The organism is Lysinibacillus sphaericus (genome assembly GCF_006864135.1).
Lineage (GTDB): Bacteria > Bacillota > Bacilli > Bacillales_A > Planococcaceae > Lysinibacillus.
On the sequence record NZ_SADV01000012.1, the window covers coordinates 87,436 to 105,873 of the forward strand.

At 33.2% G+C, this 18,438-nt stretch carries 15 protein-coding genes and 5 pseudogenes; 15 read left to right on the forward strand and 5 right to left on the reverse strand.

Going from position 1 to position 18,438, the window contains the following annotated elements:
* Positions 1 to 314 precede the first annotated feature (314 nt).
* From C7Y47_RS15200 to C7Y47_RS25730, 5 genes and pseudogenes are all read left to right on the forward strand, one after another.
* Positions 315 to 1,160 carry an MBL fold metallo-hydrolase gene (locus C7Y47_RS15200; protein WP_142509539.1) on the forward strand — a complete coding sequence of 282 codons (846 nt, stop codon included), beginning with the start codon at positions 315 to 317 and terminating at the stop codon, positions 1,158 to 1,160.
* 467 nt (positions 1,161 to 1,627) lie between these two features.
* Positions 1,628 to 2,176 (forward strand): PadR family transcriptional regulator, encoded by a 549-nt coding sequence (locus C7Y47_RS15205; RefSeq protein ID WP_142509540.1) that lies wholly within the window; start codon positions 1,628 to 1,630, stop codon positions 2,174 to 2,176.
* Between the two features lie 63 nt (positions 2,177 to 2,239).
* Positions 2,240 to 2,935, forward strand: a complete 696-nt coding sequence (locus C7Y47_RS15210) for an ABC transporter ATP-binding protein (protein ID WP_142509541.1) — start codon at positions 2,240 to 2,242, stop codon at positions 2,933 to 2,935.
* A gap of 11 nt (positions 2,936 to 2,946) precedes the next feature.
* Entirely contained in the window at positions 2,947 to 3,657 is a 711-nt protein-coding gene (locus C7Y47_RS15215; protein WP_142509542.1) for an ABC transporter permease, read from the forward strand.
* A gap of 137 nt (positions 3,658 to 3,794) precedes the next feature.
* Positions 3,795 to 4,179 (forward strand): annotated as a pseudogene (locus tag C7Y47_RS25730) (VOC family protein).
* A 558-nt stretch (positions 4,180 to 4,737) separates the two neighbouring features.
* On the opposite strand, the gene C7Y47_RS26140 reads toward C7Y47_RS25730, so the two are convergent.
* From C7Y47_RS26140 to C7Y47_RS15235, 3 genes are all read right to left on the reverse strand, one after another.
* The gene (locus C7Y47_RS26140; RefSeq protein WP_366151277.1) at positions 4,738 to 4,893 is read right to left on the reverse strand and encodes a hypothetical protein; all 156 of its coding nucleotides are present in this window, start codon (positions 4,891 to 4,893) and stop codon (positions 4,738 to 4,740) included.
* A gap of 20 nt (positions 4,894 to 4,913) precedes the next feature.
* Positions 4,914 to 5,828 (reverse strand): class I SAM-dependent methyltransferase, encoded by a 915-nt coding sequence (locus C7Y47_RS15230; RefSeq protein WP_142509543.1) that lies wholly within the window; start codon positions 5,826 to 5,828, stop codon positions 4,914 to 4,916.
* Between the two features lie 146 nt (positions 5,829 to 5,974).
* Entirely contained in the window at positions 5,975 to 6,661 is a 687-nt protein-coding gene (locus C7Y47_RS15235) for a YetF domain-containing protein (protein WP_142509544.1), read from the reverse strand.
* 338 nt (positions 6,662 to 6,999) lie between these two features.
* On the opposite strand from C7Y47_RS15235, the gene C7Y47_RS15240 reads away from it, so the two are divergent.
* From C7Y47_RS15240 to C7Y47_RS15250, 3 genes are all read left to right on the forward strand, one after another.
* Positions 7,000 to 7,806, forward strand: coding sequence for an aminoglycoside adenylyltransferase domain-containing protein (locus C7Y47_RS15240; protein ID WP_142509545.1), 807 nt, complete (start codon positions 7,000 to 7,002; stop codon positions 7,804 to 7,806).
* A 580-nt stretch (positions 7,807 to 8,386) separates the two neighbouring features.
* Positions 8,387 to 8,944 carry an isochorismatase family protein gene (locus C7Y47_RS15245; protein WP_142509546.1) on the forward strand — a complete coding sequence of 186 codons (558 nt, stop codon included), beginning with the start codon at positions 8,387 to 8,389 and terminating at the stop codon, positions 8,942 to 8,944.
* A 224-nt stretch (positions 8,945 to 9,168) separates the two neighbouring features.
* Complete coding sequence (locus tag C7Y47_RS15250) at positions 9,169 to 9,744, forward strand: DUF1697 domain-containing protein (protein WP_142509547.1); 576 nt, start codon at positions 9,169 to 9,171, stop codon at positions 9,742 to 9,744.
* Between the two features lie 172 nt (positions 9,745 to 9,916).
* Here C7Y47_RS15250 and C7Y47_RS15255 read toward each other — a convergent pair.
* A pseudogene (locus C7Y47_RS15255) lies at positions 9,917 to 10,317 on the reverse strand (transposase); the annotation flags it as partial.
* A 229-nt stretch (positions 10,318 to 10,546) separates the two neighbouring features.
* Between C7Y47_RS15255 and C7Y47_RS15260 the strand changes: the two are divergent.
* From C7Y47_RS15260 to fic, 3 genes and pseudogenes are all read left to right on the forward strand, one after another.
* The gene (locus C7Y47_RS15260; RefSeq protein ID WP_436970111.1) at positions 10,547 to 10,948 is read left to right on the forward strand and encodes a BlaI/MecI/CopY family transcriptional regulator; all 402 of its coding nucleotides are present in this window, start codon (positions 10,547 to 10,549) and stop codon (positions 10,946 to 10,948) included.
* A 2-nt stretch (positions 10,949 to 10,950) separates the two neighbouring features.
* A pseudogene (locus C7Y47_RS15265) lies at positions 10,951 to 12,093 on the forward strand (M56 family metallopeptidase); the annotation flags it as partial.
* A gap of 1,103 nt (positions 12,094 to 13,196) precedes the next feature.
* Positions 13,197 to 13,798, forward strand: a pseudogene (fic, locus tag C7Y47_RS15270) (protein adenylyltransferase Fic).
* A 523-nt stretch (positions 13,799 to 14,321) separates the two neighbouring features.
* On the opposite strand, the gene C7Y47_RS15275 reads toward fic, so the two are convergent.
* On the reverse strand, positions 14,322 to 14,666 hold the full coding sequence (locus tag C7Y47_RS15275) for a phosphoglycolate phosphatase (RefSeq protein ID WP_142509550.1): 345 nt from the start codon (positions 14,664 to 14,666) through the stop codon (positions 14,322 to 14,324).
* A 673-nt stretch (positions 14,667 to 15,339) separates the two neighbouring features.
* Here C7Y47_RS15275 and C7Y47_RS15280 point away from each other — a divergent pair.
* The 4 genes and pseudogenes from C7Y47_RS15280 to C7Y47_RS15295 all read left to right on the forward strand — a co-directional run bounded on the left by C7Y47_RS15280 (position 15,340) and on the right by C7Y47_RS15295 (position 18,213).
* Positions 15,340 to 16,410, forward strand: a complete 1,071-nt coding sequence (locus tag C7Y47_RS15280) for a DUF4085 family protein (RefSeq protein ID WP_142509551.1) — start codon at positions 15,340 to 15,342, stop codon at positions 16,408 to 16,410.
* Positions 16,411 to 16,596: 186 nt separating this feature from the next.
* A pseudogene (locus tag C7Y47_RS15285) lies at positions 16,597 to 16,749 on the forward strand (MarR family transcriptional regulator); the annotation flags it as partial.
* 122 nt (positions 16,750 to 16,871) lie between these two features.
* Entirely contained in the window at positions 16,872 to 17,192 is a 321-nt protein-coding gene (locus C7Y47_RS15290; protein WP_142509552.1) for an ArsR/SmtB family transcription factor, read from the forward strand.
* A gap of 85 nt (positions 17,193 to 17,277) precedes the next feature.
* Complete coding sequence (locus tag C7Y47_RS15295; protein ID WP_142509553.1) at positions 17,278 to 18,213, forward strand: DMT family transporter; 936 nt, start codon at positions 17,278 to 17,280, stop codon at positions 18,211 to 18,213.
* Positions 18,214 to 18,438 lie beyond the last annotated feature (225 nt).

Below are 18,438 nucleotides of genomic sequence, written 5' to 3' on the forward strand. Positions count from 1 at the left end.
TTGTATGAGTGATAGAAAGGAATTAAAGAAAAGAGACATGGAGCGGAAGTTGGCTCTGAACGTTTCATAATGTTGAGGATTGTTCATTTGAAATTTTGATTCATGAAGAGGTGAAAATAATGACATCACTATCAAGTGAAGATGGAAATGCATGTGAAAGAAAATCCATTGAAATGAACTGGATCGATTAATATCACTACTAGATTTTAGAGAAGAAAGTCGCTAAGTATAATCCATTTTTTTCTTGCTTTATTTTTACTGTATAAAGGAAAAATATGATTGTTTATATTTCGATGAAGAAAGAAGGGTTTTCCATGCATAAAGATATGAATTATGGTAGCGACTATAAATATATTCCAGCAACATCAATTTGGAGTGGAGATGGTGTAGAAGTATTGCCTGATTTATACCAACATACGATTCAAATTGTTAATATCGTACTCTACGGTGAACCTCATAAGAAAGAGTTCGTATTAGTTGATGCAGGCATGCCAAAAAGTGCAAAGGAAATTATTTCAATAGCCGAGGAGAGATTTGGATCAAATAGTAAACCTAAAGCATTAATTTTAACGCACGGGCACTTTGATCATGTTGGGGCGATAATTGATCTAATTGAACATTGGGGTATGCCGGTTTATGCTCACATATTAGAATTACCTTATTTAACTGGTATGAAAAATTATCCTGAACCTGATCCTGTTGTCAATGGTGGCTTAATAGCGAAAGTATCATCAATTTTCCCGAATGAAGCTACAAACTTAGGAAACAACGTTGAGGCGCTTCCGTCAGATGGGAGTATTCCATATATGGATGGTTTTCGTTGGATTCATACGCCGGGTCATACGCCAGGGCATATATCTTTATTTCGTGAAGAGGACCGAGCTTTAATTGTTGGAGATGCATTTGTTACGGTTAAACAAGAATCGCTCTACAAAGTATTGCTACAAAAAAAAGAAATTAGCGGACCGCCACGATATTTCACGACGGATTGGCAGGCTGCTTGGGATTCCGTTAAAAAATTAGAAGCATTAAAACCTTCAGTTGCTATTACAGGACATGGATTACCGATGAAGGGGGAAGAGCTTACTAGAAATTTGCATAAGTTAGCGACAGAATTTGAGCAGATTGCTTTACCTAATCACAGCAAATTCTTGAATTAATATATTAAAAGGTCTATGTAGGACGAAGAAATACAATGAAGATATTCGTTCTAAATAAGAAAAAAGCGGCACTTCCAATTGATAGTTGTGTCTAACAATTGAAGTGAGGCTTATACTAAATTTCTGATTAAATTGTCGTATTTTCCTTGTTCACCTTAATGTTATTTTCATGACTGATGATATCTTTATCAGTCATGCTTGAGTGCATTCCATTTTTTATGTTCTATATTGAATATATCTATCATTAATAAAAATAAAAAAGGCTGTAGCAAATATAAACTTGCTACAGCCTGAATTGGTTCATGCCCCTTGATGGCGCAATATCATATATTTTATCATAAGATACTTTATTGTAATATATTTTGTTTATTACAACATTTCAATAATAAATAAAAAGCCTATTGACAAAAAAATGCAGAATCGTTATAGTCAATTTATTCAACGTTGAATATAAAAAGGTGATTATTATGACAAGGCTATTAGTTCTTGCTATGTTAGGGCTAAAACCAATGACTGGCTATGATATTAAAGTAATGCTTGAATTAAGTGACGCTGAACGATGGGGTGGTGTGCTAATCGGCTCGATCTATAATGCTTTAAAGAAGCTTGAAAAAGATGGTTATATAGAGGTGGCTAGTATTGAATCCACAGGTCTTCGACAAAAAGCAATTTATCAAATTACTGAAAAGGGCAGGGCACATGAGCAAGAATTAATTATCGAGGCTCTTGAAAAATCCTCTGTAGTTTATCCTACAACTTTATATTCTGGTGTGTCCTTTGCATTTAAACTGCCAAAAGCTAAAGCGGTGGATGCATTAGAAAAACAAAAAAAAATTTTGGAACAAGAAGAAAAGGCGATCAATACTGGTTATGAGGCAAAATTAATTGCTATGCAAGGAAAACTACCAGCATTAACACAACTAGCATTTGATAATATGCTTGAAATTGTTCAAGTACAATCAAAATTTGTACATCAAGCTATTGAAATTATGAATAAAAGTGACTCTCTCGAATGAGGGAGTTAAAAAATAGCCATATATTCAACGTTGAATATACAATGTTAATTAAGGGGAGAAAATATGAAGAAGCTCATTCATGTTAGCCAATTAACGAAAAATTATAAGGCTAACTGTGTCGTTGATCATATAACCGTTGACATTATAGAAGGTGAGATAGTAGCTTTAGTAGGCACAAATGGTGCTGGGAAAACTACAACGATTGGTATGCTTCTTGGAATTATTCCTCAAGACAGTGGAACGATTGAATACTGGACATCCGACTACAAAAAGGAAATAGGTACGCAGCTTCAATCAACGCCTTTTTTCGAAGGCTATTCTGTAGAGGATAATGTGAAATTATTTGGGGCATTCTATGGAATTTCGCTGACAAAAAGTGAAATTGATGAAAAACTCGCCACTTTTGATTTATTACATGTTAAAAAAACGCTTGCTATTAAATTGTCATTAGGACAGCAAAAACGTCTAGCAATTATCGTGACAACTTTGCATAATCCCAAACTAGTAATTTTGGATGAACCTTCTGCTGGATTGGATCCTAGAGGTCAAAGAGAAATTCAACAGATCATTAAACGCTTAAAAGATAGTCGGGTTACTGTGTTATTTTCTTCCCACGATATGTTGGAAGTAATGAATGTTGCTGACAGAGTGTTAATTATGCATCGCGGGAAAATAATGGCGAATGGCTCACCAAATGGTTTAATGGAGCACTATCAAACGCAAAATTTGGAAGAATTATTTTTTGAATTAACGAAGTGAGGAGCGAGAGGATGGGGGCTATTTTCGTATTAAATTTGAAATCTAGTATAAAGGATATGTATTTACTTTTTTGGTCACTAATAATGCCATTTGCGGCAATTATTGCGTTAAGGATATTTTTACCGAGCTATGCGGGAAATTATGTAGAAGGAATCATTGCCATAAGTGTATTTTTCTATTCATTTATGACCACTGCTTTTATAGCATTATCGCAAAGAAAAAGAGGCGTTTATAATTTACTTCATGCTACACCAATGCCTTTATGGAAATATATCGTCAGTATTTCTAGTGCATGGGCTATAATAGCGATTATTTTATCCTATATCGTGCTTTTATTTGCTATCGTTATCAATCAACTAAACTTTTCTTTTAATAGCCTCTTATACTTGACACCGATTATTTTAATAGCTTCGTTAAGTTTTGTTTTTTTAAGCTTTTTTATTTCAAGTCTCGTGAAAAACGAGGGACATTTAAGTATGACTGCAAATGTACTGATGATACCAATGCTACTTTGTAGTAATGCATTTTTTACAATGGAAAAAGCGCCAAATCTAATACAATATATTAGTGTGATAAATCCATTTGAATGGTTTGTAAATGGAATTAAAGCCTCGTTTCTAAATAATGTTAGTACATGGGGAGAATCTTTACTTCTTTTATTGGGATGCCTTGCTGTGACACTTATCATTTCCCTAAAAACATTCAAATATAGCGACCAATAACTATTATAGAAATGGTCATTTCAGACTGTAGATAAACTTGCAAATCCTCGCCATTTACCACATTTGTGGGTAGATCTGGAAGGTTATAAAAGCTAAAAAGAGAATATTTTAGTAACGATGCTAGAGAGGGCGATGGGATGAGTAAAACGTTATTTAGAATAGGAACTACTTATATTCCAGTCAGCAATGTTGAACTATTATGCTGAGTGGAATATAGGTAAATTGGGAGCAGAATGTAGTTACTGAGATAGTGATAAGGCTATTCTTAATTTTGCTAATCAACGCTCAAATTTCATTGATTGCTATGGGAAAGAGCATTTTTCGATTACTTTTGAGGTAGACGGATTAAGTGCATTAGAGACGATTCATAAAATTTTTAAAAATAAAGGATTTAGAGTTGGAGAAATTGACAACAGGGGGCATTCGGGAAGGAATTTTGTTTTTTACGATTTTGACGGAAATAAATTTGATGTGTGGAGTGAGCTGAGTCCCACTTATAAAGAATACAAGGGTGATGAGTAAACCATTATTAAAAGGTAATTCCAATTTCACTAAATTTCCCAGAAAATTATTTAAAGGTGGGGAAATTTCAAGAAGGAGAGACGAAATTTTATCTTGCCTGATCGAGATAGAAATACGCTAGGAGTTTGTCAATAAACTATATAGAAACATTATTTCCTGAACAGAAGATTTATAGAGGGCCACTTACTATTATAAGTGACCCTTAGTAACAAAGCTTCGGAGGTGTAAGACTAAACCAATCTTACATTACTAACATATGATACGATGTTATTTTTGCATAGTTAATTGCCTGAGAAATAGTGTAACTTCTATCAGATGGTTTCTAACACCCGCTGAAAGAAGTTAAAGCCTCCGGCGAATATCATTTTAAAGGCATGAATGCTGAGGGATTTAATTGTTCTGATTCTATTACAATACCAGTTAATCCTTTATCCGTTTTAGTTTCATGCCATTCACCCTTTTCCCAAAAAACTGCATCTCCAGGCTGGACTTGATAGTATTGCGCCTGTTCATTTCTTACAAATCCTTTGCTTTCAATAATTAAGAAAAGCTGGGGAACTACAGCTTGATGATAGCCATAACACCGTTTTCTTCTAAATACATACACCCAATACTAGCGGATGCTTCAGTTTCAATAATTCTAGACATAATAAAACTTGACTTAAATTGTGTTATATTTTTGCCATTCTCTTTGGACAATTGATAAAATTTCATTTGATTCCTCCGAACTTAAATTACTTTTTCACAGCATGGACGTAGTGAATTGTTTCAAAGGCGGTTAAATAATCTTTTCGATTGTCAAAATAAAGCTCATTAATTGTATCTGGCGATAGATGTTCGTAAATAAGCAGACCTGAGTTTTCTAACATTTTTTCCATTTCTTTATAAGTAAAACATGATTTCATCGGTTCACCACTTGCTGCAGCCATTTTTACCATGTTATCTACTCTGTTTGATATTCCTTGTTCTTTAAATAGTTTTTCATCTGCATAGTCCAACACTATCGAACTTCCTGTTGGTACATTGGCAAATAAGTGATCAATTAAACTTGAAATTTCATCTTTCGTTAAATAATAGGAAACACCTAGTAAACTAAAGAAAGTTTTTTTATTGCCGAAGCCGCTATTTATTAGATTTTGATAGGAAAACTTTTTTGTGAAATCCAACGAAATGAAATGTACATTGCTTGGAAGCTTTAAATTGACTTCAGCTAATCTTTTCTTTTTAAATTCCTGTGTTGCAGGGTGATCAATTTCAAAGATTTTTAAATTGTTTTCAAGTTCCGGATGTCTTAGGCTAAATGTATCTAACCCTGCTCCGAGCATAACATATTGCTGTAAACCTAACATGATTTCAGTTAACAAAACTTTTTCACAATATGCCGCACGTGCCAAGGGGGTAGGGGAGAGCTGAGTTTGCACAATCCATTTTAATAGCTCTTCAGTTTGTCCATTAAGTTTTACAGCGATTTCTTTGTTAAAAAACTGGATACCTTGAAGCATATTTGTTTGAATGTCATTGAACTCTTGTTGTGTGATTATTTTTTTTGCTAGGTAGTCATCAAAAATTTTAGGGGTATCGAATTGACTATGATAGGCTCTACTAAAAGCTGAGATTAATGAAGTTAAACTGGATTCATCTTTGTTCATACAAGTACTCTCCTTCAAAAAAATAGGATTCTCCTGGCCAGGAGAATCCTATTGTACAGATAAATTCTGTAAAAGTAAATTATTGCATAAATTACTTTTTTTGTCAAGTTTTAAGTGCTGAGAATTCACTAAATTTAGAAATCTTCTTAATCAAATTTTTGGATAAATATTTTCCCGTTCGGTTGAATTTCTGCATAGAAAACTTCTTCGATTGATTGTATATTTTCCTTTTTTAATTCGTTGTCTAACCATTCTCTACTTTTTCCAACTTCCAGTAGATTTTGTGTCAATAGCTTCCCATCTGTGATAACTTCAATGGGGATAAAAATCGGAGGTGGAGGAGATATTTTTAAATCCATCTTTTGCGTGCCTTGAAATTCAGGCTTTTTCAAAATACTAAGCATGCCATTTGGTTCTAATATTGCATAGTCAATTTCTGTAATTGAAAAAATTTGATATTGTCTAATCATCATCGTAAGGTCATCAATATTTATTTTAGTGTTTGCTAAAGCTTTTCTATCTATTTTTCCTTTTTTAATAACGATTGTCGGTTGTCCATCAAGGAATGTTCTTGCTTTTCCGGATTTTAGAGCGATATAACTAATTAAAGTAGTAAGCGTACACCAAACAATTAAGCTTACTAAAAATTTTGTGAATACAATTGTTTTTAAAATTACCATGTTGGCTGCAATAGAACCAATTGTAATACCAGTTACGTAGTTAAAGAAGGTTAAGTGACTTAGTTGTTTTTTACCTAGAAACCTCGTAAGTGTCAGAAGAACGAAAAAAGTAATAACCGTTTGAACAACTACTTGTATATAACCTGTGTACAAATTCTCCCACTCCTTATCTAATTCCTAGAATACCCAATGAAATTTTAAAAGATACCTCAATACAACAACACAGGTGGATTCAAATTTATTAAAAATCTAACAGAATCAATACATTATTGGATCTTCATCATAATGTAAGGTTGATTTCCGTTTTGCTTCGTCTCCTCTATCGCTAATCCCCAAGGAGTCGCCGCGTCTCCATTCCAATCAACGTATTAAGGTATACGTTTCAACAAATTGTATTTCTATTTTTGGTAATGAACTTATAATTATCAATAATGGGAAAAATACTCTCGTTTTGGTAATATAAGTATTATCTGATTAAAAGGAGAGGTTTTATGGATTCTAGAGTTCCGATTCAAGTTCAAAAAATTTTAAATGAATATATAACCCTAATTCAAAATAAACTACCGAATATCCTTGAAGGTTTCTATTTACATGGTTCAATTGCTCTTGACGCTTACATAAACGGTTCTAGTGATATCGACTTTATTGCAGTTGTCAATAGATCCTTAACCGAAGAAGATGCGAAAGTAATAGCCGATCTTCACAAAGAATTAAATCGACAATACAAGGATACAGGGATGGATGGTTGTTATTTACTTGTTGAGGATATTGGCAAGAAACAGAGTGAAGTAAAAGGTTGTTTAAACGTAAACGAAGGCAAAACAAATTGGGGAAATGATCATATTAACCCAATTACTTGGTGGATTTTAAAAAATAAAGGTATGACAATTTTAGGACCGGATGTAGCTACATATAGCTTTAATGTAGATGAGAGTATGCTTGGTGAGTATGTACTAGGAAATATGAACAGTTATTGGTCGAATAGATTAAAAAAAATTAAAAAATATAAAGCATTTTTAATACCAAATAAATTAGTTGATTTAGAAGTAGAGTGGTCAATAACAGGGGTTTTACGGCAATTTTACACACTGCAAGAACAAGATATTGTTTCAAAAGTAGATGCTTGTAAATATGCAATACATCATTTACCAGAAGAATTTCATAATATTATTAACGAAGCCATTAGTATTCGAGAAGGTTCCACTATTCGTTATTGTAATTCGAAAAAACAACGCATTGATGACACTATTCAATGTATGGATTATATACTTAAGCAATGTAATAGTGTCAAAAATTAATGAAATGTGGATGCATCAAAAGTTGGCGATGACATTTGTTAAAACGTCTACTATGTAAATAGTCGATTGGAGTGGAGACTGGGCGACTCCTCGGGGATCAGCGTCTCAGATGAGAGACCCTGCAGCGCAGCGGATGTTTTCTGTGCGAAAGCGTAGTGTTAACGTAGCGGCAGCAAATGTTTTGACTGTGCGAAAGCAACACCAAAAGCGGCTCATCGGACGCCCCCAGGAAGCTCTGCGCGTCAGCGGCAAAGTTTTATCTGTGCGTAAGCGTAGCGACAGTAACAAATGTTTTCTGTAGCAAAAGCAAAGCGGCAGCTACAAATGTTTTTTCTGTGCGAAAGCGAAGCGGCAGCAACAAATGTTTTCTGTAGCGAAAGCGAAGCGACAGCAACAAAGCGCCCAGTCGGAACGGAAATCAACCACACGTTTTGGTGATGATCCAAAATTAATCAGTCTTAAATGACAATTAGGCTCTAGGGGTAGATAGTATGAACAAAAATTATGTAAGCGCCGTGATAAACAAAAAGGGGAAATCGTCTAATTAAAGTGTTTCCTCAAATTGAAAGGGGAAAATTAAGTGAATCAAGCTCTACTTATTATTGATGCGCAGCAAGAATTAATAGATGGTAATGAGAAAGAAAGGGCTGTTTTTAAGAAGGAACAGCTTATTAGAAATATCATTTTAGTCATCGAAAAAGCAAGAAAATCCAATGTTCTAGTCGTCTTCGTAAGGGATCTCGATGTTGCTGAAGGTAAAGGGAAAGGATTCGCTATTCATAATGGCATTAATGTTCCTAAAGAAGCAAGGGTTTTCGATAAAAAAGCAACGAATTGTTTCCATGGGACTGAACTGTTAAATCATTTTCGATCTCAAGAAATTAAACATGTTGTTGTAATGGGGTGCTCGACGCAGCACTGTATAGATAGCGCCGTAAGAACTGCGACTATTAGCGGTTTGGATGTCACGTTAGTTGGTGATGGTCATTCAACAGCGGGTAGTGATGTTTTTAGTGCAGAACAAATTATAAAGCATCCTAACAATACACTTCATGGTCATTACAATGTCGAACACTTTTCTGTTGTTAGAAATTCGGAAGAAGACTTGTTTCATCCTACACATGATTCTTATAGATAAGAAAGAACATTCAAGGGCATTCAGATAAAATTAAATTATACAGGATCTCTTACTGGCTTGATAAGAAAAGCTTATATCTTAAATTACAAAGTAATAAAAGATATAAGCTCTTTTTTATGGTCTGTTCGTAGAAATTGTCGATTTTCTAGAGGAGAATCCTTTGAAGCAATATAAGGATGTATCTATTATTAGTATATAAATTGTAATTCGAAAGGTGGATTTGTATGACGATATATATTGCACTTCTTAGAGGAATTAATGTAGGCGGGCACAATAAAATAATCATGGCACAATTAAGAAGTTCTCTTGAGCAACTAGGATTACATAATGTGAAGACATATATCCAAAGTGGAAACATCCTTTTTGAATCAGAGGAAACCGAGGAGCTTTTGCATAGGAAAATTCACGATAAAATAAAAGAGGATTTTGGGATATCTAGTGTTGTTGTTATGAGGACAGCAGAAGAAATACTACAAATTGTTAGTCAAATTCCTTTTTCAAATCAGGAGATTTCACAAGCGGAGCAATCCTGTAAAGGAGAATGCTTGCATGTTGCTTTGTTGCCGGCAGCTCCTTCGAAGGTCAATAGCGACATGTTTTTATCCTATGCAAATGAAAGAGAGCTTAGTGTCATTGAAGGAAGAAATGTGTATCTATTATTTCATGACAGCATTCGAAACTCCAAACTCGGTAATCATCTGAAAAAGCTTGAAATTCCAGCAACTGTCCGTAATTGGAAAACGCTCATGAAACTTTCAAGTATGGTCGAGGAATTCAAACATAAGAAAAGTGAACAATGATTTTAATTCTGGCAATAAAATGACTGTATATCCAAAAAATTCATGATTTGTTCATAAATTGCTGTGAATTATGTGGTAAACTAGTAATGTCATGGTTAACAGACGAACACGCATAAAAAAGTCTAGGTATTCACGGCACTGAGTACCATTTTTAAGACAGTAAGAAAACACCTTATTTTACAACCAGTTGACGGTATTGAACCGGCGACTGGTTGTTTAATTTCGTTTTAATTCGAATATTGTTATAATAGTAAATGTATTCTTCGACAATATTTATTACACACGCATTTGTTGTGCGATAAATATCATCGAGGTAGAACGTTTCAATTGGGGAATTATCAGCGGGCGTGCCTTTACGAGACATGCTCATGATAATTCCTTTTTCTTTGACTGCTTTCTGATACGCGTAAGATGTGTAAACAGAACCCTGATCGCTATGCAGGATACAGCCTTCTGGTAAATCGGGCAATTGATTTAGTGTATCTAAGACAAAGTCGGTGTCTTGTGTAAAACCACCATTGTATACGCAATAATCTTACCATTAAATAGGTCTAAGATACTTGAAAGGTACATCATAAGAAGCGAGATTAATGCAATAAAGAGGTATAAGTTATTTATAAAGGAACGATTAAGAAGGGGAGTTTTTTTAATAAAGCCATACTTTGTGTGATGCTATGTTCTTTTATTGCATGAGCGTATTGTGAGTATCTGTTTAAAAATTTAAATAAGATTGACAATTGTTGATTACAAACGTAATATTTGTATATGGATTACATTTGTAATACAAGGAGGTGAGTTTTATATTATGAAAGAATTACCTAAAATATCCGAAGCTGAATTGGAAGTTATGAAAGTTCTTTGGTCAAAATCACCGCAAACAGCAAATGAAATAATTAAAGTATTAGAGTCAACAACGGATTGGAAACCGAAGACAATTCGAACACTTATTACTCGATTAGTCCAAAAAGAAGCCATTTCTTTCCATCAAGATACAGGGCGTATATATGCATATTTTCCTTTAGTGTCACAAGATAAGTATCTTCAAGTAGAAACAGAATCATTACTTAAACGTTTCTATGGTGCAGCATTTAAACCTCTACTTGTGAACTTCTTAAAAGAAGAAAAGTTGTCTTCAGAAGATATTAACGAACTCAAACGTATTCTGGATGAGAAGACTGAGGAAAATCAGAGGAAGGAAAGCTAATAATGATGGATATGTTTATGAACGTCTATCTACCTCACTTTTTTTATTGGTTGATAGAAACCTCAATTATGGCAAGTATTCTAGTTGTTCTAATCTTATGTGTAAAACTCTTGTTTAGAAATCAGTTAAATCCACGATGGCAATATCTACTTTGGATGATATTAATTGTAAGACTTTTATTGCCATGGTCTTTTAGTAGTACCTACAGTATCTATTCTATCTTTTCATACAGTAATGGGACTACTGTTACAACTGTTTCTTCTTCAAAAGAACATATGAAAGAATCGACAGATATAAACTATTCAAAAATTACTAAAGAAGATTCCTTTGTAGCTGGTTCAACCCAAGTAGCTAAGGAAAATAAGAAACAAAGTCGTGATGAGACTTTTTCTTCTTTTTATACAATCCTTATATACATTTGGCTTACTGGGGTTATCATTTTGGGCTTTACTATTATCATTATAAATAGGCGTTTACTCCACTTCATAAAAAAACAGCCTATGATTACAGATCAGAGGATTGTCACAATCTTTGAGAATTGTAAAAAATCTATGTCTGTTCAACAGAAAATCCCACTTTTTTTTGCTGGCAATATTTCAAGTCCAACTGTAGTCGGATTTATTAGGCCAAAGGTGTTATTGTCAGGCGTACACTCGAAAGTATTAAATGAGCAACAGCTACGATACATTTTTCTTCACGAATTAGCCCACATCAAACGAAGAGATGTTGGGGTGAATTGGCTTATGTATGGCTTACTCATTCTAAATTGGTTTAATCCTATTCTTTGGTATGCCTACTCATGTATGAGAGAAGATCAGGAATTAGCCTGTGATTCATTAGCTCTTACATATATAAATTCAGAGGAGCAACTTGCATACGGTCATACTATTATTAGCCTTTTAGAACACTACTCAAATTTTTATCAAATACCAAGTTTAGCAAACTTAAGTAGAAATAAAAAAACTTTAAAAAGGAGGATCCTTATGATAAAAAAATTCAAAAACTCTTATCGTTGGTCTGTATTTGGCGTTGCTACTTTAATCGCTGTCTCATCTATATCTTTAGTAAATGCACGTGTAGATAAACCGACTAACCGGATGAATGAAAATACGGAATTAAATGAAGAAAAAGGGAAAACAGAGGTGGTCCAATTAAGTGTCAAAAATAGCGAACCAACAAACGGTCCACTTACAGAAGTAGGTCAGTGGAAATTTTTAGGTAATGGTTATAATAAAGCTACATTAGTTAATATAAAAAATGTAGACAAAACCTATGATATGGGTGCTATTAAATTTACTATTAAATCCATCAATTTTGTACAATTGACAAATTTACCTGAGTTTACTGTAAAACGAATCAAAGAGAAACATGGTAAAGATCTCAATGATGAATTAAATTTAATTGATATATCTTATAAAGTTGAAAATACAACCGATAAAGATATAGTTTTCTACCCTGTTGATACACTTACAATTAATAATAAAACTCAAATTAAATCGAAGGATTTTGTGCTTCAAACATCTGATTCGCAAATCTTTATAAATAAAGTAGTCGATGAGAGGTATATTCTTATTCCTACTTTAGAGGTTCCATTTAGTGAAATTAATACGATAAATATTAATACGAGTGATGTATTGAACAAGGAAAACTCTACAATTTTAAACCCGAGTAAAAATATAGGAATTAATTTATAATATATATTGAAACAGCTAGCTAAATTGAACTGTCCTCCAATTGACAATACAATGTTTGTGAAGGATTGTACTTAAATGAACGGGGTGCTTTACTTGAAGACCATTGAATTGTTTGGACAACTCCTTTTTCTTAATTTAAAAATTGATTATTTATATAAAAGATTGATCATTATACGTTGGACCATGAGGAGATTTTATGTAAAATACATTTTAAGAATTAAAAGTTCCATATGAGTTTAAAGAAAATGCCAATCAAATGTAAATAATAAAAGGTTAGAGGAACAACGTTGAACGGTTTCTCTTTTTGAAATAATTTTTAAAGCATCTCTTATTGTTCTGCTTTACGTCAAAAAGGAGTAGAGCATTTTCTTCTTAGATTAACGGTGTTGTTTAGAATTCAGATAAATAATACGCTTTAGAATCAACGGTGTAACTTACTTGTCTAAATCAAAAAACTGTTGAGGGACTTGATGAATTTGCGAGATTGATTGAAGATAGAAGAGATCTGCTAAAGCAAGAATTTGAAAGTCAACCTTTTTGAAGGGAGAATAATGATGCTAGAAAATAAATTGGGTATCAACAACCAGCTTGAATTGAATCGTACAGAAGAACGACTTTCAAAGAAGAAAGCCAAAGATTTATACGATTTAGGAAAGAGGAATGAAATAAAAGTAGGCACATTCAAGGGTCTTTCTGAAATCCATCAATATCTATTTGAAGATGTTTACTTCTTTGCTGGAAAAGTTCGAGAGGTCAATCTAGCAAAAAGTAATTTCCGATTTGCGCCAGTAATGTATCTTAACCAATCTTTGAATCACATAGATAAAATGCCACAAACTACTTTTGATGAAATCGTTGAAAAGTATGTTGAAATGAATATCGCCCATCCTTTAGAGAAGGCAACGGCAGAGCGACGAGGATATGGTTAGATTTAATCTTTAAGAAAGAACTTCATAAGGTTGTTGATTGGAATAAGATTGACAAGGAAGATTATTTACTGGCTATGGAACGTAGTCCGATTAGAGATATTGAAATTAAGCATTTGCTACAAAATGCTTTGGTAGATGAAATTAATAGCCGTGAAGTTTTCATGAGAGGGATTGGTATTAGCTATTACTATGAGGGATTTACTGAATATGACATTGATGATTTATAAAAAAGAGTGCTGTTTAAATTATCTTAGGGTGACAACCTTCAACGTGTAGTAAATAGTCCGTACATATTATATATAATATGTTTGGTCTATATTTCTGTTCGTAATTGGAATTGGGTGTTTGATTGGAAATTATCTCAATTATTTTTAAGGGAGATTGTGAAGAATTGTACTTAAACTAACGGTGCAGCATTCCTGTTTGAAGGATGATCGAGGTCTTGAAAGAAAAGGAGCCTTCTAGTATGATGCATGAGTGTCAACGACCATTGACCCATCATCAAACAAGGAGGACTCCTTTATGCATTCTAAATGGAATAATAAAATTAATCAAGAAACTGAAAATACATTCGTTGTTCGTATGGATATTGCCAAGCAGGAGTAGAAGGTTACTTTAAACAAATATACCAAAGTGAAACTATAAATTTCATATCTATATTGAATGAAAATCTGAAAGAAAATGTGCAATAAAAAGAACAGCTAACAATTAAGCTAACTGTTCAAAGGGTTCTATAAAAGTGAAATATTATTAGGTGTTCATATCAATAGATCTTACTTGGTAATTATCTTCAGAAGTATCTACAACAGCAGATATTTTCCTATTCTCATTATCAACAACATGACCTTCTAAATATACTTCATGTGTTGCATATTCACCTGAAGAACTAACTTCATTTATTGTAATATCGATATTTTTTTCCTTTTTAAAATGCTCAACTGTAGCTTGTATTGCTTTTTCTTTAGTGTTTGCCCATGCTTCTTCACTAAATTCCTTAGGCAAACCTTGGTCGATAAGGAAAAAAGCTATTAGAGCTAGAGCGATAATTGTAGTACCACCAAAAATAGCTATAAATTGAATTTTTTTGTCTTTCATAAAAACTCTTACCTCAAATCATGTTTTCTTATTATTTTTTAACAATAGTAATTCTACAACACGATTTTAGTTTTAACAATTAAATTTGAGTTACATAAAACTTATAATTTTGTAAGTTTTAGTATCAATAAATATACACGAGTGTTACTGAATGTAGTGTAGTGTTATACCAATCCTAATTTAGAATAATGAATTTGGAAAACCATGCTTTTATGGATAAAATCGACTGTTTTTTCTTTTTAATACACTTACCGCAATACAATTTTTCAATTGTAGTTTTACAAAAAAAGATTGATCATTTAAAACAAAATTCGATTATTTAAAATAAAGATTGATAATTGATAAGAAAGTTTGATTAAAAATCCTGTGTTGATGTGCAGGATTTTTTCTTATTCCACAATCGGGCCAGATTATGAAATTATTTAGACAGTTTAGTTCAATAAGAAATAGCAATTAAAAAAATGATATATTTAGAAATAAAGGGATGAGGTTTGCGAAATGAAGAAAAAGGAACTATCCTTTTAGTTTTGCAACGCCATCAATAAAGTATAAAGTAATCAACTACTTAAAGGTATTCTGAAGTTCAAGTCCCTAAGAGTCTAGGAGAATAAACGGAAGTATCTATTATAATATTTATTCATTATTTTTCGCTATACAACTAAAAAGGAGTGGAATGATGTTTTTCTTAACACGTGAACGACAGGAAGTATTCAACGCAGCACATACATATCCATTTGAGGAAGAGTTCGATGCTGAATTTGAAGATCATTTATATGAGCATTTAGCCGAGTATATAGATGTCTTACCACAAAAGTTTCAGTCGGGAATTATTGAACGAACTTTATTCCGAAATGATACTTTAATGGAAGAATTTGAAGAATGGTGCAATGTGACAATTGAGCAGTTCACAACTAAGAGTAATGCTATTTATGAAAAGCGTGAAGCAATTGTTGAACGCTTTAATCCTTCAGCACAAACCGTTTTTTCACAATCATTTCATGATGGTAAAATTTTAAATGCTGAGCAACAAGGAAATAATTTTACGCTTCTATTAGATATGAGTGGCGGGTTTACAGTCGAGTCAATTGTGCAGTTAGTTTTTCATGATGCACAAACAGAAGGTAATCTAGAAGGTTATTACGTGTATGACGAATTAATAATGATCGAAGGTAGATTTGCATTACGAGTTTTATCTAGTTTTGGTAGCCCTTATGCTGAATGGACGATTTTCTTCAAAGATGTGACAGCAAAATACTTGTATCGTCCTGCAGTTTATATTGAACCGGGAGAAGTCGCTACGTGGGATGATTATGTTATTGCGCTAAACCTAGATGACAAATACTATATTGTAAAAGATATGCACTTTGTAGAGATTGATTTGGCTACTCTTTCGCAAACGGATAATGGGATATTTGCTGGAAGGGTATTACTTGGTGATAGCTTTGAGGAGGCAAGAGAGCGAATTTATTGTGCTACTTATGAAGATCCAAATGCTCATTTTAGTGAGCCTATTCCGACTGATGAGTTGTTATTTGCTATGTTTGATTTAGACCAAAATATACGAGTACGTGCCTTTAACACAATTTTTGCACTAGGAGAGGATGCTGCATATATCGTTAATGATGCGCTACGTAAAGTCGATGTAAGCGCAGATGAAAATATGTATTTTGGCATTATAGCAAGCCATTTCGATCAACTCGGTTGTTTAGAGGATGATGTAAAACTGAAATGGCTTAGGGAATAAGAAGAGTGCTGTTCAAAACGTTCTCCGATTGAACAGCCTTTTTGTTTTTTAAAAGCCAGTATAGCTTGAGATTTATTTTATCGTAAATTTTTTAATACCTGAAAAACATCTTTTCTTTTACTAGCCGAGCTAATAGATTATCCTACATTACTCCATTAAAGGGCGCAATGGATGGATGATGACCAGGAAGTAATGTCTTTAGTATATATCGGTATAGTAGCAATACAACTAGAGAGAAAATGTCTTCAAGAACAAGTATGTAACAATGCTATTGGTTTAATCGAACGTGGTGCAGATCTTGAACTTTCGGAAGAAGTAGATCAAAAAGGTTATGTATAAAAGCTAGATTGCTGTATCCATTTGGTATGGATTCTATATGGAAAATATATAGTATCTTGACAAATTGTGTTTTTTAATTAAAATTAAGTATGTTTAAAACTTTAAACATAAGGGTGGGAATTATGGAAAATTTTAATTGCAATAACAAAGAACAAGTTTTAGAAAAATTTAAATTATCAACCCCCATTTTCCAAGCACTTGGTGATGAGAATCGTCAACAAATCATCATTCTATTACTCACACATGATAGCCTAAACGTAAATCAATTAACAGAAAGAATAGAGCTTTCTAGACCAGCCGTTTCCCATCATTTGAAAATTTTAAGACAAGCAGGTTTAATTACTTTTAACCGGAATGGGAATGAAAAATATTATTCATTAAGTTCTAATGAGTTTCTAAAACAAATCAAAGAGCTAATTCAAACTATTGAGCAAAGCTATTGATTTGTTCTTTTTTACCAAACAATGTTTGTATGTTTAAAAATTTAAACATACAAACATCGTTCAAAAGATTAGGAGGGTTTAAATCATGGGAAATAAAAATAAAAATCAATCGAGAAACATGTATTTATTAATGCTGCTCGTTCCTTTGTTTTGGGGTGGAGCCTTTGCGACAGCAAAGCATGTCATTACGGAAGTTCCACCACTTGTTGCAGCTACACTACGTTTTGGCATAACAGGCATAATACTCGTTACATTCATAACAATTCAGAAAGAATGGCAGTGGCAAGTAATCAGAAATCGATGGCAAGGTTTATTATTTATTGGCTTTATCGGAATTTTCGGTTATAATGCTCTTTTCTTTACGGCATTGAAGTATACTTCAGCAACAAATGGTGCGTTAATAATAGCTGCGATGCCTGTATTCACGATGTTAGGGGCAGTCTTATTAGGTAAAGAAAAATGGAATAACAAATCTGGAACAGGTTTAGCTTTATCGATGATTGGCGTAATTATTATTATTGTCAAAGGGTCCCTTTCTGATTTGTTTTCTCTTTCTTTTAACTTAGGAGATATTCTTTTTGTCGGGGCACTTTTATGCGGAGTTATTTATGCATTAATGGGTGAATCCATGCTTAAAGGTATACCAGTAATGCTATCGAATACTATTATGCTGTTATCTGGTGCTGTTTTCCTAGCGATCAGCACGGTATTTGAAGGCGGTTGGAATCAAGTAGTTACTATGTCGGTCCAAAGTTGGATTGAAATGTTTTATATGGTCGTTTGTGGAACATTGATTGGCTATGTTATTTTTAACAAGGGTGTAGAGAGCTTAGGAGGTAGTAAAGCAAGCTTGTATTTAAACTTGACGCCTATAGTCGCAACATTACTTGCAGTTATTGCGTATGGCAGCTCAATTACATTGATACAAATCGTTGGTATGGTGATGGTGCTGGTAGGTGTTTATATTGCTACTAATATAACAAACCAAAGTAATTCAGTACGAAGTCAAGTAAAGGCTTAATAGAGAATACATAATCATTTTGAATTAGGTAAAGAAATTTAATACTTCTGTCTTAACAAATAGCCCGACTCCAAATGCTTTATTCAGAAAGACGTGCTATGCAATAAATGTATAAATTTTTCAATGTCATAAGGTAAAACCAAGATACCAGGAACTCATTTATTTGAGCCTGGTATTTTTTTATTAGATATTTTCTCTCACTTTAAAATTGTCTTTCTATCAAGA